The following is a 20,100-nucleotide window of genomic DNA, read 5'->3' as shown; positions in this document are numbered from 1 at the left end:
TCAGGAGGTGGACAGGCCCAGGTCCGCCGCGACGGCGCTGACCCGGGTGAACACCGAGTCGGGGTGCACGTCGTCGCAGTACTTGTTGCCGGTGGAGACGATGCCGATCACCTTGCCGCCGGCTATCAGCGGACCGCCCGAGTCGCCGCGGCAGGTGCTGTCCTTGGTGCCCGCGGTGGGAGCACCGCACACCGTCAGCGCCCGGGTGTCGGTGGGACCGGTGAACGGTTCGCAGGTCTTGATGGACGCCAGCTTGAGCACCGCCGACTTGAGCCGGGTCGCCGAGGTGTCCCGCGCGGTCTGCCCCCAACCCACCGCCGTCGCGGTCTTCCCCAACGCGTAGAGCGCGTTGTCCCGCGGACCCGCCACCGGCAGCGACCGGTACGGCATCCGCGCCGACAGCGTCAACACGGCCGCGTCACGGCCGAGGAAGCCGTCGTACTGCGGGTGCAGCGTCACATCGGCCACCCCGCGGAGGGTGCCGTTGGTGCCGGCGAGGGTGGTGCGCCCGCCGATGACCTTCAGCTGGCGGGCCGCGTCGACGTCCTTGACGCAGTGCGCCGCGGTCAGCACCTTGGTGGGCGCCACGAGGGTGCCGCCGCACACGTGTTGACCGTCCGCGGTCCTCAGCTGCATGGCGTACGGGTGGGTACCGGTCGTGGCGTTCTTCCCGCCGTGGATGGCGCTGGCCGGCGCCGCGGTGACCGTGAGGCCCGCAGCCATGAGCGCGGACGCGGCCAGTACGGTGGCGGCGCTCCTGGTGGAACTGGACATGGAATCCCCCTCTGGACGTGGGCGCGGCGTGATCCACCGCGCCTTCCGTACAGCAGGACGGGGAGTTCGGCGCGGGCGTTCCCCACGAAGGAGGGAGTTCTTCGCAGCCCGCCGGGGGAGCGCTCAGTGGGCGTGGCGGGGCCGGGGCACGGCGGAGAGCGTGAACCACACGGCCTTGCCGGACTCGGTGGCCCGGTGTCCGCACGCCGAACTGAGGGCCCGGATCAGCAGCAGGCCCCGCCCGTGCTCCTGCCAGGGGTCCGGCGGTTCCGGAAGCGCGGGGCGGGTGAGACTGCCCGGGGGACACGGATCGGGGTCGTGCACCTCGACCTGACAGCCACCGGGCAGCAGCGCCACGACCAACTCGATCGGTTCGTCGCCCGAGGTGTGCTCGACGGCGTTCGCCACCAGTTCCGCCGTGAGCAGTTCGGCCGTGTCGCAGTCGGCGGTGTCCCGGGTGTCGGCCGCGTCGGCGAGCGCCGTCCGCACCAGCGCGCGCGCCACCGGCACCGCCGCGGTGGAGTGGGGCAGCGCGATGCGCCAGGAGGCGGGGGCGGATGACTCGTGCAAGGCGGGTCCGTTCGGGGCGCAGATGGTCCGGCCGTCAACTTCATGAATGGTACGGGGTGGCCCCCGCCCGCCGAACGCGGGGCGAAGCCCGCACCTGCGCCCCTGGTCACACCCCCTGCCGTCGCCGGTACGGTCACCCGTCGCCGTGCGGCCGGTGCTCGACCAGCCAGGACTCGGCATGGGTGACGGCGTCGGCCAGGTCGCAGGGGGCCGGTCAGGGGCTTCACGGATATGGGCGCCCAGCGTTCCGGAACGGGTGCCACCGCGCCAACGGGTTCCGCCCCCGCCCAGCAGGCGAACCCCCGCTTCGGCCCGTGACCCGTATCAGCGGGCGACCCGATTCAGTGGGCGGACCCGATTCAGCCGGCGATCCGCTCCAGATCGCTGGCCGCGCGGTCGGCCTCGGGCAGGGTCAGCATCGCCAGCCGGGCCCGCCGGGCGCGGGCCGAGACCTCCGGGTCGGCCAGCACGGCCCGGCAGACCCGTGCGATGCCCTCCGGCGTGGCCTCGCCGACCTGCCGGCCGAGCCCCAGTTCCGCCACCCGCTCGGCGTTCGAGAACTGGTCGCCGAACTGCGGGAGCACCGCCATCGGCGTGCCGGTGCGCAGCGCTTCCCGGACGCTGTTGAACCCGCCGTGGGTGAGGAAGAGGTCGACGGACTCCAGCAGCAGCGGCTGCGGAAGGTACTCGACCAGCCGCACGTGCGGGGGCAGTTCCCCCGCTTCCACCGGCAGGCCCACCGAGGCCACGATCACGGTGCAGTCCTCCAGCAGGGCCGCCGCCCGGGTGATCGACCGCAGCGTCTCGGCGGGGTGCGGCATCGGGATCGGCAACCGCCCGGACCCCCGCCCCTGTGACTCCCGCAGCAGATGGGGGAGCGCGGTGCCGAGCGCGGCGAAGACCAGGGGCCGGTCCACGGGGAGGTCGACTACCCACGGGGGCAGCGCCAGCCCGCGCCCCACGGTCAATGTCTGCCGGTACGCGAGGGACGTGGGGAGGTGCCGGGCGAAGGAGTACCCGGCCGGTACGTAGTCGACGCGCCCGTACGGGACCAAGGACAGCGGGTCGTCCTGGGCCGGCAACCCGTTCTCGGCGCGCAGTTCGTTGAGCCCGGGCAACAGGTCGACCGGATCGAGGACGTTGCTCGCCCCCGAAGGCGTCGGCAGCTGCGGGACGCTCCGCTGCTCCGAGGTCAGCACGCTACTCATGTCCATGCCGTCGCGGAGGATCAGGTCCGGCCGGAATTCCTCGACGACCGGCCGCAGCGCCGCGTGCATGTCCCGCGCGCTCGTCCCGGTCAACGCGGTGGCCAACACGCGTCTCATCAGGCGTTGCCGTTCGGGTTCGTCCAGGTCCTTGCGTTCGGCGAGCTCGAAGAGGCGCGGTGTCTCGTGGTACCCGGGCACCTGGTCCGCCAGGCACTCCACCACCCGGACCCGCTCGTGGGCGAAGACGGAGGCGAGCGGCGGCGCGGTCGCCACCAGCACCTGGTGCCCCGCCGTGACGAGCGCCCCCACCAGGGGCAACTGGGCACGGCCGTGCGACGGACTGCCCATCGTCGTCACCAGAACGCGCACGAAGCAGCCACACCCCTCTCCCCGGTCTCGCCGGTACCGGAACCCCCTGACCACACCGGGCGGAGCGCCGCGCACCGAACGTACGGTCACGCCCCCCACCGGTCAACGGCACCCGACGTCTTCCGGACAATCCCCGGGCACCGACCGGCGACCGACACCGACGGCACCCACGGCCGCAGGGACGGGGCAACCCCCACTGGTTCACCCATACGGATCGGGCGCGTGACGGCTCTCGGCTCGGATAAACGTCTCATGCGACAAGTTCACTTCATCGAGCGAGTGATCACGCCTCCCAATGGCCCAGGTGGTGGGCCTGCGCCTACGGTTCTCGTGGTTCGGGACGCCCCCACTGCGCCCCACCTCCGCATCCACTCCCCGCCGCGCCTCCGCCCCGCCGTGCGCGTGTACCGCAATGCCCGACCTCCTGAAGGAGAGCCCTGCCCGTGACCGTGGAGACCAGCCAGGAAGCGCTCGGAGAGCCGCGCCCCCAGAGCAGCCTCAGTACCGCGGCGGCCCGCAACCTCGCCACCACGACCAAGTCCGTCCCGCAGATGCAGGAGATCACCTCCCGCTGGCTGCTCAGGCTGCTCCCCTGGGTGCAGGTCTCCGGCGGCACCTACCGCGTGAACCGCCGGCTGACCTACGCGGTCGGCGACGGCCGGATCGAATTCATCCAGGACGGGGCCGAGGTCCGGGTCATCCCCCAGGAACTCGGCGAACTGGCGCTGCTCCGCGGCTTCGAGGACGAAGCCGTGCTGGCCGCCCTCGCGGGCCGATGCGTCCAGCGCGACTTCCGCGCGGGCGAGGTGCTGGCCGAGCGCGGCGCCCCCGCCGAGCGCATCCACCTGGTCGCCCACGGCCGGATCGAGAAGATCGCCACCGGCCCGTACGGCGACGACAACGTGACCGGCGTGGTCGCGGACGGCGACCGGTTCGGCCAGGACGCGCTGCTCGACCCGGACGCCGTCTGGGAGTACACCGCCGTCGCCAGGACGTCGGGCACCCTGCTCACCCTCTCCCGCGCCGACTTCGACTCCGTGATCGCTGGATCACCGTCCCTCCAAGCGCACCTGCACGAGTTCCGCGCCCTGTCGGAACACCGGCAGAACCAGCGCGGCGAGGCGGAGATCGCGATGTCCGCTGGCCACAGCGGCGAGGTCGAACTCCCCGGCGCCTTCGTGGACTACGAGCTCAACCCCCGGGAGTACGAACTCTCCCTCGCCCAGACCGTGCTGAAGGTCCACACCCGCGTCGCCGACCTCTACAACCAGCCGATGAACCAGACGGAGCAGCAACTGCGGCTCACGGTGGAGGCGTTGCGCGAGCGCCAGGAGTACGAGCTGATCAACAACCGCGAGTTCGGGTTGCTCCACAACGCGGCCTTCAGCCAGCGGATCCAGCCCCACTCCGGCCCGCCGACCCCGGACGACCTCGACGAGCTGCTCTGCCGCCGCCGCGGTTCCAAGTTCTTCTTCGCCCACCCCCGGGCCATCGCCGCGATCGGCCGGCAGTTCAACTCCCGCGGCCTCTACCCCGATCACGTCGACGTCGGCGGCCAGCAGGTCCCCGCCTGGCGCGGCGTGCCGATCCTGCCGTGCAACAAGATCCCCATCAGCAAGGAGAACACCACCTCGATCCTGGTGATGCGCACCGGCGAGGAGAACCAGGGCGTGATCGGGCTCAACCCCACCGGCCTCCCGGACGAGTACGAGCCCGGCGTCTCGGTGCGGTTCATGGGCATCGACGAGCAGGCGATCATCTCCTACCTGGTCACCACCTACTTCTCCGCCGCGGTCCTGGTGCCCGACGCGCTCGGCGTGCTGGAGAACGTGCAGATCGCCCGTACCGGCGCCTGAGTCCGTCCGCCCGGCCGCCCCGGACCCGGCGGCGGTCGGGCCCGAGTCGCAGCGCCGGGCTCCGGCCCCCGCCGGCGCCCGGCGACCGAGCACTTCACGCGAGGAGTAGTGGTGCGACCATGAGCACCGATGCGCTGCACCGGATTCTGCGCGGCCCGACCGGTCTGGGCACGTCGGGGCTGCACCCGGCACGGCGCACGGGACCGGCCGACGAGGGCCGCCCCGTTCCGGGCCTGTACCACCATCCCGTACCGGAGCCCGACCCCGTCCGCACCGCCGAGGTCAGTCGTCGGATCAAGGAATGGGCGATCGAGGAGATCGAGCTGTACCCGCCCGAATGGGAGGAGGAGTTCGACGGCTTCGGCGTCGGGCGCTACATGACCGTCTGTCACCCCGACGCCCCCACCACCGACCACGTGCTGGTCGCCGCCCGGCTGATGGTGGCCGAGAACGCGGTCGACGACTGCTACTGCGAGGACCACGGGGGCTCGCCCGTCGGACTCGGCGGCCGGCTGCTGCTGGCCCACACGGTGCTCGACCCGGTGCACACCACAGGCGAGTACGCACCGGCGTGGGAGGGGTCACGCAGGGCGGACGCGCCCCGGCGCGCCTACCACTGTGCGATGGAGCACTTCCTGCGGGCGGCCACGCCCTCCCAGGCGGACCGCTTCCGGCACGACATGGCCCGACTGCACCTCGGGTACCTCGCCGAAGCGGCCTGGGACCAGACCGACCACGTCCCCGAGGTGTGGGAGTACCTGGCGATGCGCCAGTTCAACAACTTCCGCCCCTGCCCCACCATCACCGACACCGTCGGAGGGTACGAACTCCCGGCGGACCTGCACGCCCGGCCCGAGCTCCAACGGGTGATCGCGCTCGCCTCCAACGCCACCACCATCGTCAACGACCTCTACTCCTACACCAAGGAACTCGACAGTCCGGGCCGGCACCTGAACCTGCCCGTGGTGATCGCCGAACGCGAGGAACGCACCGAGAAGGACGCGTACCTCAAGGCGGTCGAGGTCCACAACGAGCTGATGCACGCGTTCGAGGCCGAATCGGCGGCCCTCGCCGCGGCCTGCCCCCTGCCCACCCTGGTGCGCTTCCTGCGCGGCGTCGCCGTGTGGGTCGACGGCAACCACCACTGGCACCAGAACAACACCTACCGCTACAGCCTGCCGGACTTCTGGTGAGGAAGGAACACCGTCCGTGACCACGCCCGAACTGACCACCCCCCGCGAGAGCCTCGTCTCCGCGCCCGCGACGCCCTACCAGGGCGACATCGCCCGCTACTGGAACCACGAGGCGAGGCCCGTCAACCTACGGCTCGGCGACGTCGACGGCCTCTACCACCACCACTACGGCATCGGCGACGTCGACCGCACCGCCCTCGGTGACCCCGGCGCACCCGGGTACGAGCAGCGCCTGATCGACGAACTGCACCGACTGGAGTCCGCCCAGGCCGAAGTGCTGCTGGACCACCTCGGCCCGGTCCAGCAGGACGACATAGTCGTGGACGCCGGCTGCGGCCGGGGCGGCTCGATGGTCATGGCGCACCGGCGCTTCGGCTGCCAGGTCGAGGGGGTCACCCTCTCGGCCAAGCAGGCCGACTTCGCCAACGGGCGCGCCCGCGAACTCGACTACGAGGGGTCCGTACGGGCCCGGGTCTGCAACATGCTGGACATGCCCTTCGAGACCGGGCGGGCCGCGGCCTCCTGGAACAACGAGTCCAGCATGTACGTCGATCTGCACGACCTGTTCGCCGAACACGCGCGGATCCTCGCTCCCGGCGGCCGTTACGTCACCATCACGGGCTGCTGGAACCCCGTCTACGGGCAGCCGTCCAAGTGGGTCTCGCAGATCAACGCGCACTTCGAGTGCAACATCCACTCCCGTCGGGAGTACCTGCGCGCCATGGCCGACAACCGTCTCGTCCCGCAGGCCGTGGTGGACCTGACGGAGGCGACCCTGCCGTACTGGGAGCTGAGGGCCACCTCCTCGCTCGTCACCGGGATCGAGGAGGCGTTCATCAACTCCTACCGGGACGGCTCGTTCCAGTACCTGCTGATCGCCGCGGACCGCGTCTGACCGCATGCTCCGGCGTGCACCGCCGCACCCCCGCCCGACCCGCGTCCCAGCGGGGCGGGCGGGGGTGCGGCGGCTTCACGGGCGACGCAAGCCCCAGGTCTGCAAGGCGTAGGTCCGCCCCTTGTCCTCGCTCGCGATCAGGGGAACGTCGAGCAGTTCGAAGCCCGTCCTCTCGGCGACGGCGACGGCGACGCTGGCGGCGTTCTCGGCCTCCAGCTCCAGGATCACCTGGTCCACCCCCAACTGCTCGAAGGCGTACGCGGCCATCACCCGTACCGCCCGTGCCGCCAGGCCCTGGCCGCGGTGCGCGGGGCCGACCGCGTACCCGATTTCCGTGCCCTCGGGGGCCCGCCGCACCATCACCTCGCCGAGCGGTGCGCCGCCGTCGACCGTGATGGCGAGCAGGAGAGCGGTGCCCTCGGTCCGCAGCCGCCGGCTCCGGTCCAGCCGTGCCCGGGCGGCCGCCGCGTCGAAGGGCGAGACGATCGGCGTCCAGTACGCGATGTCAGGGTGGTCGAACAGGTCCGGCATCGCGGCCAGGTCCGACTCCGTCCACGGGCGGAGGACGAGTCCTTCCCCCACGAGCTCGATCTCCTCGGGGAAGGGCGACGTGGTGCTGCTCATGGCGGGACCTCCCTGGCCTGTTCGGGACGAGATCAAGATAGCCGGGGGGCGTCCCGGTGCTTCACCCGCCTGACCAGGCAGGCTTCCCACGTGCCGCCGCGCCCCCATCGACCCGCCCGGAACGCGGGTCGATGGGGGCGCGGCGGCCTCCGTGTGTCAGATGTCCCGGAACGTTTCGATCTGCGCGCCGACGGAGTTCAACCGCTCCGCCAGCTCCTCGTACCCGCGGTTGATGACGTACACGTTCCGCAGCACGGACGTGCCCTCCGCGGCCATCATCGCGAGCAGCACCACGACCGCCGGGCGCAGCGCGGGCGGGCACATCATCTCGGCGGCGCGCCAGCGGGTGGGGCCCTCGACCAGTACCCGGTGCGGGTCGAGGAGTTGGAGCCGGCCGCCGAGCCGGTTGAGGTCGGTGAGATAGATCGCCCGGTTGTCGTAGACCCAGTCGTGGATGAGGGTCTTGCCCTGCGCGGTCGCCGCGATGGCCGCGAAGAACGGGACGTTGTCGATGTTCAGGCCCGGGAAGGGCATCGGGTGGATCTTGTCGATCGGCGCCTCCAGTTTGGAGGGGCGGACCGTGAGGTCGACGAGCCGGGTCCGGGCGTTGTCGGCGACGTACTCGGCGGACCGGTCGTGGTCGAGGCCCATCTCCTCCAGGACCGCCAGCTCGATCTCCAGGAACTCGATGGGCACCCGGCGGATCGTCAGCTCGGACTCGGTGACGACGGCCGCGGCCAGCAGGCTCATCGCCTCGACCGGGTCCTCGGAGGGGGAGTAGTCGACGTCGACGTCGATGGTGGGCACGCCGTGCACGGTCAGGGTGGTGGTGCCGATGCCGTCGACCCGTACGCCCAGCGCTTCCAGGAAGAAGCAGAGGTCCTGGACCATGTAGTTGGAGGAGGCGTTGCGGATCACGGTCGTGCCGTCGTACCGGGCGGCGGCGAGCAGCGCGTTCTCGGTCACGGTGTCGCCGCGTTCGGTGAGGACGATGGGCCGGTCGAGTTGGGCGTCCCGTTCGACCTCGGCGTGGTACAGGCCCTCGGTCGCGGTGATGTCCAGGCCGAACCGGCGCAGGGCGATCATGTGCGGCTCGATGGTGCGGGTGCCGAGGTCGCAGCCGCCCGCGTAGGGGAGCTTGAAGTGGTCCATGCGGTGCAGCAGCGGACCGAGGAACATGATGATGGACCGGGTGCGCCGGGCCGCGTCCGCGTCGATGGCGGCCATGTCGAGCTGGGCGGGCGGCACGATCTCCAGGTCGACGCCGTCGTTGATCCAGCGGGTGCGCACCCCGATGGAGTTGAGGACCTCCAGCAGCCGGAAGACCTCTTCGATCCGGGCGACCCTGCGCAGGACCGTGCGGCCCTTGTTGAGGAGCGTGGCGCACAGGAGCGCGACACAGGCGTTCTTGCTCGTCTTGACGTCGATGGAACCGGACAGACGGCGCCCGCCGACCACCCGCAGATGCATGGGTCCCGCGTACCCCAGGGACACGATCTCGCTGTCGAGCGCTTCGCCGATGCGCGCGATCATCTCAAGGCTGATGTTTTGGTTCCCGCGTTCAATGCGGTTGACGGCACTCTGGCTTGTGCCGAGCGCTTCGGCGAGCTGGGACTGGGTCCAGCCGCGATGCTGTCGCGCGTCACGGATGAGCTTGCCGATGCGTACGAGGTAGTCGTCTGCCATGTGCCGCAGGCTATCTCAGATATGAGATGAAGTTACCGCCAGGGTGAGCCATCGGAGTTGATGGGGCCCGCGGATGGGTGACGGCGTCACCCGGCTGGATCGACCGGAGGGTCACGGTGCCCGGTCCGTCCGTGCTCGTCCGGATCCGGGCGCTTCTTGGTTCCGATCCTCGATGGTGCGTCGGGGGCGCGGCAAGCGGGCTTGCGCCGTCCGGGGCGGCCAGGGGGAGGGGGCCGGCCCCGCGGCGGCTGGTGCGGTTCAGCCCAGGATCGGCGTGGTCTGCGAGTGGGTGATCCTCCAGCCGGTGTCGGGCTCGCTGCTCTTCTCCAGGAAGTGGGTGAGGGAGCCGGACGTTCCGGGCAGCGGCTTCCCTTCGCTTTCTTCTCGTTCGTCCGAAACGTGCTTCACGCTCACCACGACCGCCACATCGGGGCGGACGAAGCGGATGTCCAGGATCTCCACCGTCGTCAGGACCTTCGCCAGGGGGGAGGCGAGTGCGGCGTGCATGGCCTGTTCGAGTGCGTCCCGGCCGAGTACCCGTCGTCCGCCGAAGTTCACGACGGATGCGTCCGGGGTGTACAGGGGGAGGAAGCGCTCGGGGTCGCTCTGGTGGGTGCTGGCGTCCGAGACGACCCGGCGTATCTCCGCGAGGTCGGCCTCCCGGGCGGTCGCGTCCGGGGTCGTGGACGCGGGGTCCGGGTCGGTGGCCCCTTCGGTTCCGGGGGTCGACGTCGTGCGGGTGTCGGTCATGGCTCCGCTCCCTGCTGTTGTGGAGGCTCCCGCAGTTCGCTGGTTCCTAACTGCGGAGCATTTTGCTCCGGTCGGAACGTCAGCTTAGGTGCGGAGCGATTCGCTCCGCAAGGGGGTGCGGGGGACCAGTTCGTCAGGGGTGCCCGAACTCCCCTACGGGCCGCGGACCCTGGAGCGCGCCCGCGGTCCGGGTCGATGCCGCGACGGACCGCCGGCGCGCCGCCGATTACGATGCGGCCGTATGACGCCTTCCGAACGACGAGGCCCCCGCCAGGCGGAGGCCGAACGCAACGACCGTGCCCTCCTCCAGGCGGCCCGCGAGGTCCTCGCCGCCGAGGGTGCGCACGCCTCGGTCGCCGCGATCGCCGCGCGGGCGGGCGTCGGCATCGGCAGCCTCTACCGCCGCTACCGGACCAAGGAGGAGCTGTTCCAGCGGCTCAGCCAACTGTCCGTGGAGCACTGGGCCGAGGCGGCCGAGCGGGGGCTCGCGGACCCCGACCCCTGGTCCGGCCTCGCGGACTTCGTCGTCACCTGCGTCGAGTTCGGTCAGGGCTCACTGGGCCCCGTCGCCGGGACCATCGAGGTCACCGAGGCCATGCGGGAGGCGAGCGAGCGCTCCGACCGGCTGTTCGGCGCCCTGGTGGACCGGGCCCGCGGGGCGGGCGTCCTGCGTCCGGACGTCACCGCGGTGGACCTGACGCTCCTCATCGAACAGTTCGGTACCTCGCCCGTCCTGGACCAGCTCCGCAAACAGGGCCGCGACGACCTCCTCCCCGAAGCGCGCCAGGCCCGGCGACGCATCGTGGCCCTGGTCCTGGAGGGACTGCGCTCCCCCGGGACGGACCCGCTGCCCGGCGGGCCGCCCTCCGCACGCCTCTTCACCGAGCGCTGGGCCCGCGACTGACCGCCACCGCGCGCTCCGGTCGGCGCCGGCGCGTCAGCGACCGAGTCCGACCACGCCCCAGCCGCGGTGCTCCGCGGCCGTCACGACCTCGCCCCATTCGCCCACCAACCGGGCGAACTCCTCGTAGGTCTCCATCCAGCTGTTCGGCCGGGCCGGCCGGGCGTCGAACGGTGCGCGCAGATCGGTCAGATGCGGTGCGGCCCGACGCCAGGCGTCCGCCCGCGGCGCCACGGCGGTGGGAGCGGCCGAGACCAGCAGCGGGGCGCCCGGCCGGTCGGGCACCGCGGCGAGCAGGGGCTCCGGAGTGTCCTCCTCGCCGGGCGGCACCCAGAGGAGACCCGCGAGGAAGGCGTCCAGGGCGCCGCGCACCCGGTGGGCCGCCGGGGCGTCCCGCAGCTCTTCCCAGCGTTCGCCGGCCCAGAAGTGCGGCTTGAACGAGCCGCAAGTCAGCGTGAACTCGTAGGCCAGGTACCAGGGTTGCCCCGCGGCCCGCGGCGGTATCCACCCCGCGTCCGGATCGGCGCAGTCGGGGCAGTCCCAGCAGCCGGCGCCCCCGTCGCACCGCCCGTCCGCGCAGCGCGCACCGCAACGGCACCGGTCCGCGTCCTCGTCGAGCGCGGACTCCAGGAGCGCCAACCGCCGGCCGGGCGGTGTGTCCTCCAGTCGTCGCCAGTCCACGACGACGACGGTGACGTCCAGTCCCATGTGCTCCCCCCGGGGGTCTCCCCGTCCCGCCGGCTCAGCTCGCGAGCACCTCGGCCACCGCGAGGCGGGCGGCCCGGTTGGTCCGGGGCTCCAGCGGTGCGAGCCGTCCGACCGTGTGGTCGAGCCACCCGAGGTCGCCGAGCCATGCCGCGTGGCCCGCCTCGACGGTCTGGCGCAACAGTTCACCCGCCAACAGCACCTCGCTCACGGTGTAGAGCCGTGCGTGGTGGCTGAACCTCCCCACCCAGTTCTCGTCGGGGTCGCGCAGGGTCGCCCGGAGGCAGGACCCGGCGCCGGGTGCGGGGACCTCGCCGGCGAGGTCGGTGGTGGCGCCCGTCGGGCGGGGGCTCTCCCGGGTCGAGGTGACCAGGGTGTCGAGATCGAGGAACCGGTCCCAGGTGACCACCCGCTCCGGCGCCCCGGCCGCACGGTGGGCTGCGCCGTCGGCCCGGAGCACGAAGAAGGCCCCGCCCTCCTGCCTGGGGTCCCCGATGATCCATCCGCCCCCTCCGTCGGCGTACCGCTCCAGCGGCCCCAGACGCGCTTGCATGATCCCCCCTGACGTTCGTGCTCGGCACCAGGACTTTAGCCGTCCGCGGAGGCCGCGGTTCGCCAGTGGCGGGATACCGACTGGAACCCTCGACGACGGCCGCCCGGCGGAGGGGGTCGGCACCGGGTCGCGGGAGTGGCCGCGCAGGGGTGCGAGGAGGGCGGGGTGCTCCTTCGCGGGAGTCCGGGGCGCCGGTCGGGAACGCCTCGTACCCGGTGCCCTGCGCACGGTGACGGGCAGGGGAGAAGCGGGGTCCGGGCATGACCGAGCGGCCGCGATGTACTAGAGTTATCTCGACATCGAGATATCTGCCTAGGCGTACCGCAGCCGCCAACTCGGTAAGGTCAACCTAACTTAGCCTTACCTTAGCGGATCGGCGAGAGGCCGTGGCGGCAGGATTTGCGATTGCGGTAGACGCGCAATGAAGAAGGAGACTGTCGTGTCGGCGAACAGCTTCGACGCCCGTGCCACGCTGAGCGTGGGTGACGAGTCGTACGAGATCTTCAGGCTGGACAAGGTCGAGGGCTCCGCGCGCCTTCCCTACAGCCTGAAGGTGCTACTGGAGAACCTGCTCCGGACCGAGGACGGCGCGAACATCACCGCCGACCACATCAGGGCCCTCGGCGGCTGGGACTCGCAGGCCCAGCCCAGCCAGGAGATCCAGTTCACGCCGGCCCGCGTGATCATGCAGGACTTCACCGGCGTGCCCTGCGTCGTGGACCTCGCCACCATGCGCGAGGCCGTCAAGGAGCTGGGCGGCGATCCGGCGAAGATCAACCCGCTGGCCCCGGCCGAGCTGGTCATCGATCACTCCGTCATCGCCGACAAGTTCGGCACCAACGACGCCTTCGCGCAGAACGTCGAGCTGGAGTACGGCCGCAACCGCGAGCGCTACCAGTTCCTGCGCTGGGGCCAGACCGCGTTCGACGAGTTCAAGGTCGTCCCGCCCGGCACCGGCATCGTCCACCAGGTGAACATCGAGCACCTGGCCCGTACCGTCATGGTCCGCAACGGCCAGGCGTACCCGGACACCCTGGTCGGCACCGACTCGCACACCACCATGGTCAACGGCCTCGGCGTGCTGGGCTGGGGCGTCGGCGGCATCGAGGCCGAGGCCGCGATGCTCGGCCAGCCGGTCTCGATGCTCATCCCGCGCGTCGTCGGCTTCAAGCTGACCGGTGAGCTGACCCCGGGCACCACCGCCACCGACCTGGTGCTGACCATCACCGAGATGCTCCGCAAGCACGGTGTCGTCGGCAAGTTCGTGGAGTTCTACGGTGAGGGCGTTGCCGCGACCTCGCTCGCCAACCGCGCCACCATCGGCAACATGTCGCCGGAGTTCGGCTCCACCGCCGCGACCTTCCCGATCGACGACGAGACCCTGAAGTACCTGCGCCTGACCGGCCGCAGCGAGCAGCAGGTCGCGCTCGTGGAGGCGTACGCCAAGGAGCAGGGCCTGTGGCTGGACCCGGCCGCCGAGCCGGACTTCTCGGAGAAGCTGGAGCTCGACCTCTCCACGGTCGTCCCCTCCATCGCCGGCCCCAAGCGCCCGCAGGACCGCATCGTCCTCGCCAACGCCGCCCAGCAGTTCGCGCTGGACGTGCGCAACTACGTGGCCGACGACGAGGAGGCGGGCAAGGAGTCCTTCCCCGCGTCCGACGCCCCGGCCTCCACCAACGGCGTGCCGAGCCGTCCGACCCAGGTCACGGCCCCCGACGGCACCACCTACGAGATCGACCACGGCGCCGTCACCGTCGCCGCGATCACCTCCTGCACCAACACCTCGAACCCGTACGTCATGGTCGCCGCCGCGCTGGTGGCCAAGAAGGCGGTCGAGAAGGGCCTCACCCGCAAGCCGTGGGTGAAGACCACCCTGGCCCCGGGCTCCAAGGTCGTCACCGACTACTTCGACAAGGCGGGGCTCACCCCCTACCTCGACAAGGTCGGCTTCAACCTGGTCGGCTACGGCTGCACCACCTGCATCGGCAACTCCGGCCCGCTGCCGGAGGAGGTCTCCAAGGCCGTCAACGAGCACGACCTCGCGGTCACCTCGGTGCTGTCCGGCAACCGCAACTTCGAGGGCCGGATCAACCCCGACGTCAAGATGAACTACCTGGCGTCCCCGCCGCTGGTCGTCGCGTACGCCCTCGCCGGCTCGATGAAGGTCGACATCACCACCGAGGCCCTGGGCATCGACCAGGACGGCAAGCCGGTCTACCTCCAGGACATCTGGCCCACCGAGGCCGAGGTGAACGACGTCGTCGCCAACGCCATCGGCGAGGACATGTTCAACAAGTCCTACAGCGACGTCTTCGCGGGCGACGCCCAGTGGCAGGCGCTGCCGATCCCCACCGGCAACACCTTCGAGTGGGACGCCGAGTCCACCTACGTGCGCAAGCCCCCGTACTTCGAGGGCATGACGATGGAGACCACCCCGGTCTCCGACATCTCCGGCGCCCGGGTGCTGGCCAAGCTGGGCGACTCGGTCACCACCGACCACATCTCCCCGGCCGGCGCCATCAAGGCCGACACCCCCGCCGGCAAGTACCTCACCGAGCACGGCGTCGAGCGTCGCGACTTCAACAGCTACGGCTCGCGCCGCGGCAACCACGAGGTCATGATCCGCGGCACGTTCGCCAACATCCGGCTGCGCAACCAGATCGCGGCGGGCACCGAGGGCGGCTACACCCGCGACTTCACGCAGGCCGACGCCCCCGTGTCGTTCATCTACGACGCCTCCCGCAACTACATCGACCAGGGCATCCCGCTGGTCGTGCTCGCGGGCAAGGAGTACGGCTCCGGCTCGTCCCGCGACTGGGCCGCCAAGGGCACCGCGCTGCTCGGCGTCAAGGCCGTCATCGCCGAGTCCTACGAGCGCATCCACCGCTCGAACCTCATCGGCATGGGCGTCCTGCCGCTCCAGTTCCCCGAGGGCGCGACGGCCGCTTCGCTGGGTCTGACCGGCGAGGAGACCTTCTCCTTCACCGGTGTCACCGAGCTGAACGAGGGCGTCACCCCGCGCACCGTCAAGGTCACCACCGACACGGGCGTGGAGTTCGACGCGGTCGTCCGCATCGACACGCCGGGTGAGGCCGACTACTACCGCAACGGCGGCATCATGCAGTACGTGCTTCGCGGGCTTGCCGGTTCTTGACCTGACGTGAACGAGCGCTCCGTCCCTCGCATCTCGCGCAGTGGGCGGGGCGCTCGCGCTCGACGGGGCGGAAGACATCGCCTGCGACCATGATCGCAGGCGCTCTGTTCCCTGAGCAGAGCTGCGCATCATACGGTGACGAAGAATCCCGTACCTGGTACCAGGTACGGGATTCTTCCGTTTTTGAAGCCTATCCCCACGTACGAGGCAAACGTCTTCGCTCAGCGCGCGATGCAGCGAGGGCCCGACAGCTTCCATGGGACAGGACAACACGAGCTGCGAGTGCGCCTCTCGCAGCGCCTGTTTCCGGACGTTGTAACGCTGTGAACGCGTCATGCTTCTTTCTGTAGTCATGAAGGTAGGGGGACGAGCGGAACAGTTGGGCCTCGTTGATGCAAAGCGTAGAGATGAGGGTGATCTTGGACGTATCAGGGGAACTTGCCACGGTGGGGACGGCAGCCGCGTCGGCGTTGGCCGTGGCGATGGCGGGAGATGGGTGGCATGGGTTTCGGGACTGGCTGGGGCGCTGGTTCGGGCGTGGAGGAGACCTGGCCACGGACCGTCAGCTCGACCGGCTCGACCGGGACCGCGAGGCGCTTCTGGCTGTCCTGGAGAACGAGCGGGATGACCGTGCCGGGGACCTTGCGGCGGCATGGGCCGTGCGGCTGCAGGACGCAGTAGACGAGGACCCTGAGGCAGGCCGCGAGCTGCTCGCGTATGTGAAGCAGTGGCGGGACGAGAATCCGCAGGCTGTACCGCGGGTCGGGGTGGTCAGCCAACAGGCGCAAACCTCGGGAAGGTCAAGAGTCACGCAGGTGGGCCGGGACCAGATCACCGTCCGTCCGGAGCGGCGGTCATGAGCTCCGCGGCCGAGTCCGCTGAGGCACAGATCCACCAGGAGGCCGAAGCCTCCGAGTACGGCGTAGTCAAGCAGGTGGCGGGGGACTACGAGGAACATCACCACCGCTATGTGCGCGAGTGGCAGTACCTGAAGTCCGTGACGGTCGACGCTGACGAAGTCAGCCTGGTGGATCACGTGTATGTCCACGCGGAGGGGGAGTCCGCGTCGGGTGAGCGGCAGGTCGCACGGGGGGTCCGGCTGCTCAAGCAGACGATGGACCGGCACAGTGTCATTGTGCTCACCGGACTTGACGGCACCGGGCGCCGGACCACGGCCCTGCGCGTGCTGCGCGACGCCGGGGTGGAGCCGAAGAACCTCCAGAGCCTCGTCCTGGACTGGGACCGCCCGCGCACGGAGCAGCTGCCGACAACGCCCCAGCACGGCTTCGTGCTTGACCTGTCCGACTACAACAGCCTGCCCGACGACTTCTACGACGGACTGAGCAGCTACCAGGAGGAAGTCTCCACTGCGGGGGCTTACCTCGTGATCCTGGCCACCCCTGCCACCTGGCGGACCCGGAATCGCGCGAACATCCCTCAGATCGAACACGTAGCCCCTCCTGCCCTGGACGTAGCCCGGTCCCATCTGAAGGAGCTCAGGGCCGAGCGGCTTTCCTGGTTGGAAGAAGCCGACAGTCTGGCCCAGCTGCTGACTTCCGCCACAGCACCCGATGACGCCGTCTGGCTCGCTGAGATCATCGCGGACGCGGAGGACGACGATCAGGAGGAGGTGAAGGGTGAGTTCGAGGGGTGGCAGAAGCATCTCCGCAAGTGGTTCAAGGATCACGACGAGGAGGAGCACCTCCGTGACCGTGCCCTGCTCATCTCGACCGCACTTCTCGACGGACATCCCGCCGATATCGTCATGGCCGCCGCAGACCAGCTTTTTAAGCAGGTGAAGGGGAAAGTGCCGGCTGGTGGCGCCTTGGCGGGCCCGGACCTGGAGACACGTCTCGAGATTATCGACGCCGCCCGGACGGAGGACGACGGCCTGTCGCTCAGCGCTGTGCGTCGCGGCCTGGACGAGGCGGTGCTGGCGCACGTCTGGGTTCAACGCCCGCATCTGCGCGATGGACTCCTACGCTGGGCCTCACAGATCACCATGCCGAAGGGGATCGCCGCGAAGTGCCGTCCGCAGGTTGCCGAGGCGCTCACACGGCTGGCCACGGGGCCAGGAGGCCAGGCGGTCCTGGGCATTGTCAAGGAGTGGATCGCCGCGGACAGCGAGCCGCAGCGCCGTCTGGCCGCGGGCGTGCTGGAGAGCACCGCGACGCATCCGGGTATCGGTGTGGCGGTCCGCAAGTACCTCTACGACGCAGCTGGTCAGGAGAGGCTGAGCGAGGCGCTCGCCCGGACGGTGGCCGAGGTGTGTGCGGGGCGGCTCGGACACCAGTACCCGCGCGTCGCCCTGACACGCTTGCGTATCCTGGCGGGCCGCAGCGACCAGCGGGGTGCGCAGGCTGTCGCCGCGGCCGTGCGGGACCTGGCTGCCGAGCCGGATCTCCGGTCCCTGGTTCTGGGCGAGATCGTCGATTGGGCTGAGAGCGACGATGCCAGGATCCGGGAGGCTGGCACGCGGGCCTTCCTGGCGCTGACCGAGCTGACGGGCGACGCACCGCTCGTCCTGGCGCTGGTGGAAGACCTGCGCGCCGACGACGGGCAGAGTCTTCAGGGCCACATCTTCGTACGAGGATGGCGTGCGGCTTGGCGTCATGAACCCGCTGCCGACGAAGCCAAGAAGTCACTGGCCGCATGGCTGGACACTCCTGCGGTCCCCGACGACCATGCGGTGGAGATCACCGTGGAAGTCCTGACCGGCAACGTTGTCGACGCCCGCACAGCCGATCTCCTGGTGGGCCAGAGCGCCACGACGCCGGAGGGACGGGCCCGCCGGGTCAAGGTGTTCAACCGGATCCTGCCCGCTGCCGCACAGGAGACTCCACTGCCCCAGACGGCCGAAGACCCTGGTGAACAATCCGCTGATGAAGGAGAGTCGGCCAAGTCCGAAGCATGAGTCTGTTCGCCAGGCGCCGCGGCGCCCCGGGGCCGTCACCCTCGGCATACGACACGGCGACGGTTCCGGTCGCCCCCGAAGCGGGAACTCCCTTCAGCCTGTGCGACGAGCACATACCCAGCCGCGTACCCAGCCTCCACTTCACCATCGCCATCAACGGCACGTGGAACCTGGACGACGGCTCCCCACTCCAACACCACGCACCGGACTCGCTCGCCCGCAACCACCTGCGTGAGCATGCAGCTCGTATCCTCAAGCGCCACACCGTCCTGGCCATCCCCGCCGCTCGGGACGCCGTGAACGCTGTCATCGCACGCCCACTCGCACCCGAACCCGGACTCAGGGTGCACGGCCTGGCCTGCCTGACGGTGTCGGACGCCGACCAGGCCCTCGCGCAGGAGCACCTCCGGCGCGCACAGCAAGGAGACCTGGGCCGAGAGGAGACACGACGCCGCATCGGCTTCCTCCGGGCCATCCTGTCCGACCCTGATCAGCGCACCGTCTGGTGGATCGACCAGTACCCAGAGCGACTCGCCGAACTCAAACAAGTACAGGAGGCGGTCCGAGGGCTCACTCCGCCGCACGATTCCACACGCGACACCGTGGAGGACGAAGTCGCCTGGTTTGTAGACCAGTTGCTCGCCGAGATGCGAACCCCACAGCAGCGCGAGGTGTTCCTCCGCGCCCTCACCCAGACGCTCCACGCGCTTGGCAGCACCGACCTCCAGAGCGCCGCAACCCGCTGGATGCCCTCTGCCCCCGCCAAACCTGGAGCTGACACGGCATGAACCCACGCACGAGACGCTGGTTACTCGCCCCACTGCGCCAGTGCCACGCCCTTCGCCTCATACGCCAGCACGGCCCCTCCCTCGACTATGCCACGGCCTGGGCCCTCGTCACCCTGTCTCGCAGTCCCGATGAATTCGGGTTTGTGCGACAGACCACACACGAGGCAGGTCGGATCGGGGATGTGGGCCTTCACTACGACGACGGGAACAGCCTCACCGCCCGCGAGCGTGCCCGCAGACAGCGATGGCTTGAGCGGCACGGCAGCACCCCGATACAACAACTGCATGTTGATGAAATGCAGATGGTGAACGCCGGACTACGAGTGGTCGACTGGGGCCCCGCTCCGGACAGAGCCTGACCCCCTCCCCTCCAGGCCACGCTCGGCGGTCAGCCCTCCTCCCGGCATCGGCACGCATGTGTCGTGCTGTCCGACACGTGAACGGTCCGACTCCTCCGCGGTCTTCCCTCGCTCGTCAGTATGTGCGGCCCGCTCCAGATCAAATGATCGGGTCACATCGGACACGACCTCAACGAGACCGCCGACACCCTCGCCGGCCTCGCCCTCCGCCGAGCCAACGGCCGGATACCTTCCTTCGCCGTGCGGAAGGAGGAGGCGCGGAGCCTGCGCTCGCTTGGCTCCGGAGCCAGCCCCTTCTCGGTCGCTGCCTGAGCCCGTGGCTCGATGCGGGCATGGGAAGGGGGTCGCTGCATCGAAGGAGGTCGGAGGAGCGGGACAGTGGTCACCGAAGCGATCGACGGGAGCGGGCGACAAGTGCCATGGTGGTCGGCCTCGCCCTCCTGGGTGGGCCGCCCCGACGGCAGAATAGTTGGTTACCTCCCGCTCACACACATACCCTTCACGGGCGGCCTCTCTTTGCGGGAAACCTGCGTCGATGTCCGGCTTCCGGTGCACAATGCAGGAACTGTGACGGGCCACTTGTGAAACTTGGTGGGGGATGAGTGGACACGCCTTCGCTTGTCACGCGGCGTTAGGCCGCGACGGACGGTGACGGCCGAGGGTCGCCGGTCCGAGAGGCCGACGCGTCAGTAGGCGTTCGGCGGCAGCCCGTTGTCTGCGGTGGGCTCGGGGGATGCGCAAGACTGTTCCGTATCCAGGGGGCATCACGCGCGGGGCATCAAAACCTCTTTTTTGGGGACA

At 70.2% G+C, this 20,100-nt stretch carries 16 protein-coding genes; 8 read left to right on the top strand and 8 right to left on the bottom strand.

Features of this window, described 5'->3' with window-relative positions:
- The 3 genes from ACFV88_RS10135 to ACFV88_RS10125 all read right to left on the bottom strand — a co-directional run bounded on the left by ACFV88_RS10135 (position 1) and on the right by ACFV88_RS10125 (position 2,921).
- A complete protein-coding gene (locus ACFV88_RS10135; RefSeq protein ID WP_385488145.1) occupies positions 1 to 774 on the bottom strand; it encodes a S1 family peptidase in 774 nt (257 codons plus the stop codon).
- Between the two features lie 123 nt (positions 775 to 897).
- Entirely contained in the window at positions 898 to 1,344 is a 447-nt protein-coding gene (locus ACFV88_RS10130) for an ATP-binding protein (RefSeq protein WP_385488142.1), read from the bottom strand.
- A gap of 359 nt (positions 1,345 to 1,703) precedes the next feature.
- The gene (locus ACFV88_RS10125; protein ID WP_385488139.1) at positions 1,704 to 2,921 is read right to left on the bottom strand and encodes a glycosyltransferase; all 1,218 of its coding nucleotides are present in this window, start codon (positions 2,919 to 2,921) and stop codon (positions 1,704 to 1,706) included.
- Positions 2,922 to 3,364: 443 nt separating this feature from the next.
- Between ACFV88_RS10125 and ACFV88_RS10120 the strand changes: the two genes are divergently transcribed.
- Genes ACFV88_RS10120 through ACFV88_RS10110 form a run of 3 tightly spaced genes read left to right on the top strand, consistent with a single transcriptional unit; the run spans position 3,365 to position 6,865 of the window.
- Positions 3,365 to 4,777, top strand: coding sequence for a family 2B encapsulin nanocompartment shell protein (locus ACFV88_RS10120; protein ID WP_385488136.1), 1,413 nt, complete (start codon positions 3,365 to 3,367; stop codon positions 4,775 to 4,777).
- Positions 4,774 to 5,970, top strand: coding sequence for a family 2 encapsulin nanocompartment cargo protein terpene cyclase (locus tag ACFV88_RS10115; protein WP_385488677.1), 1,197 nt, complete (start codon positions 4,774 to 4,776; stop codon positions 5,968 to 5,970). Before ACFV88_RS10120 ends, ACFV88_RS10115 begins: the two co-directional genes overlap by 4 nt.
- 16 nt (positions 5,971 to 5,986) lie before the next feature.
- Positions 5,987 to 6,865, top strand: a complete 879-nt coding sequence (locus ACFV88_RS10110; protein ID WP_385488133.1) for a geranyl diphosphate 2-C-methyltransferase — start codon at positions 5,987 to 5,989, stop codon at positions 6,863 to 6,865.
- Positions 6,866 to 6,940: 75 nt separating this feature from the next.
- Here the strand turns inward: ACFV88_RS10110 and ACFV88_RS10105 are convergent, their stop codons facing one another.
- The 3 genes from ACFV88_RS10105 to ACFV88_RS10095 all read right to left on the bottom strand — a co-directional run bounded on the left by ACFV88_RS10105 (position 6,941) and on the right by ACFV88_RS10095 (position 9,925).
- Entirely contained in the window at positions 6,941 to 7,489 is a 549-nt protein-coding gene (locus ACFV88_RS10105) for a GNAT family N-acetyltransferase (RefSeq protein WP_385488130.1), read from the bottom strand.
- A gap of 156 nt (positions 7,490 to 7,645) precedes the next feature.
- The gene (locus ACFV88_RS10100; protein WP_385488127.1) at positions 7,646 to 9,175 is read right to left on the bottom strand and encodes a helix-turn-helix domain-containing protein; all 1,530 of its coding nucleotides are present in this window, start codon (positions 9,173 to 9,175) and stop codon (positions 7,646 to 7,648) included.
- A 258-nt stretch (positions 9,176 to 9,433) separates the two neighbouring features.
- On the bottom strand, positions 9,434 to 9,925 hold the full coding sequence (locus ACFV88_RS10095; RefSeq protein WP_385488124.1) for an SgcJ/EcaC family oxidoreductase: 492 nt from the start codon (positions 9,923 to 9,925) through the stop codon (positions 9,434 to 9,436).
- A 241-nt stretch (positions 9,926 to 10,166) separates the two neighbouring features.
- On the opposite strand from ACFV88_RS10095, the gene ACFV88_RS10090 reads away from it, so the two are divergent.
- Positions 10,167 to 10,829, top strand: coding sequence for a TetR/AcrR family transcriptional regulator (locus tag ACFV88_RS10090; RefSeq protein WP_385488121.1), 663 nt, complete (start codon positions 10,167 to 10,169; stop codon positions 10,827 to 10,829).
- A 33-nt stretch (positions 10,830 to 10,862) separates the two neighbouring features.
- On the opposite strand, the gene ACFV88_RS10085 is transcribed toward ACFV88_RS10090, so the two are convergent.
- Positions 10,863 to 11,534, bottom strand: coding sequence for a hypothetical protein (locus ACFV88_RS10085; RefSeq protein ID WP_385488118.1), 672 nt, complete (start codon positions 11,532 to 11,534; stop codon positions 10,863 to 10,865).
- Between the two features lie 34 nt (positions 11,535 to 11,568).
- Positions 11,569 to 12,084: a hypothetical protein gene (locus ACFV88_RS10080; RefSeq protein WP_385488115.1), complete on the bottom strand. Its 516-nt coding sequence runs from the start codon at positions 12,082 to 12,084 to the stop codon at positions 11,569 to 11,571.
- A 439-nt stretch (positions 12,085 to 12,523) separates the two neighbouring features.
- On the opposite strand from ACFV88_RS10080, the gene acnA reads away from it, so the two are divergent.
- From acnA to ACFV88_RS10060, 4 genes are all read left to right on the top strand, one after another.
- Positions 12,524 to 15,238 (top strand): aconitate hydratase AcnA, encoded by a 2,715-nt coding sequence (acnA, locus tag ACFV88_RS10075; RefSeq protein WP_385488112.1) that lies wholly within the window; start codon positions 12,524 to 12,526, stop codon positions 15,236 to 15,238.
- A gap of 413 nt (positions 15,239 to 15,651) precedes the next feature.
- On the top strand, positions 15,652 to 16,098 hold the full coding sequence (locus ACFV88_RS10070; RefSeq protein ID WP_385488109.1) for a hypothetical protein: 447 nt from the start codon (positions 15,652 to 15,654) through the stop codon (positions 16,096 to 16,098).
- On the top strand, positions 16,095 to 18,152 hold the full coding sequence (locus tag ACFV88_RS10065; protein ID WP_385488106.1) for a hypothetical protein: 2,058 nt from the start codon (positions 16,095 to 16,097) through the stop codon (positions 18,150 to 18,152). Before ACFV88_RS10070 ends, ACFV88_RS10065 begins: the two co-directional genes overlap by 4 nt.
- On the top strand, positions 18,149 to 18,940 hold the full coding sequence (locus ACFV88_RS10060; RefSeq protein ID WP_385488103.1) for a hypothetical protein: 792 nt from the start codon (positions 18,149 to 18,151) through the stop codon (positions 18,938 to 18,940). Before ACFV88_RS10065 ends, ACFV88_RS10060 begins: the two co-directional genes overlap by 4 nt.
- The last annotated feature ends 1,160 nt before the right edge of the window (positions 18,941 to 20,100 follow it).

The organism is Streptomyces sp. NPDC059816 (assembly GCF_042732055.1).
In the GTDB taxonomy this organism is placed as follows: Bacteria; Actinomycetota; Actinomycetes; order Streptomycetales; family Streptomycetaceae; genus Streptomyces.
The sequence above is the reverse complement of the archived record's forward strand: the minus strand, read 5'-3'. Positions and strand labels throughout refer to the sequence as shown.

Excerpts from the sequence above, each read along its gene's own strand:
- ACFV88_RS10135 (WP_385488145.1), bottom strand. The coding sequence starts at position 774 with ATGTCCAGTTCCACCAGGAGCGCCGCCACCGTACTGGCCGCGTCCGCG.
- ACFV88_RS10105 (WP_385488130.1), bottom strand. The coding sequence starts at position 7,489 with ATGAGCAGCACCACGTCGCCCTTCCCCGAGGAGATCGAGCTCGTGGGG.
- ACFV88_RS10100 (WP_385488127.1), bottom strand. The coding sequence starts at position 9,175 with ATGGCAGACGACTACCTCGTACGCATCGGCAAGCTCATCCGTGACGCG.
- ACFV88_RS10095 (WP_385488124.1), bottom strand. The coding sequence starts at position 9,925 with ATGACCGACACCCGCACGACGTCGACCCCCGGAACCGAAGGGGCCACC.
- ACFV88_RS10090 (WP_385488121.1), top strand. The coding sequence starts at position 10,167 with ATGACGCCTTCCGAACGACGAGGCCCCCGCCAGGCGGAGGCCGAACGC.
- ACFV88_RS10085 (WP_385488118.1), bottom strand. The coding sequence starts at position 11,534 with ATGGGACTGGACGTCACCGTCGTCGTCGTGGACTGGCGACGACTGGAG.
- ACFV88_RS10080 (WP_385488115.1), bottom strand. The coding sequence starts at position 12,084 with ATGCAAGCGCGTCTGGGGCCGCTGGAGCGGTACGCCGACGGAGGGGGC.
- ACFV88_RS10065 (WP_385488106.1), top strand. The coding sequence starts at position 16,095 with ATGAGCTCCGCGGCCGAGTCCGCTGAGGCACAGATCCACCAGGAGGCC.
- ACFV88_RS10060 (WP_385488103.1), top strand. The coding sequence starts at position 18,149 with ATGAGTCTGTTCGCCAGGCGCCGCGGCGCCCCGGGGCCGTCACCCTCG.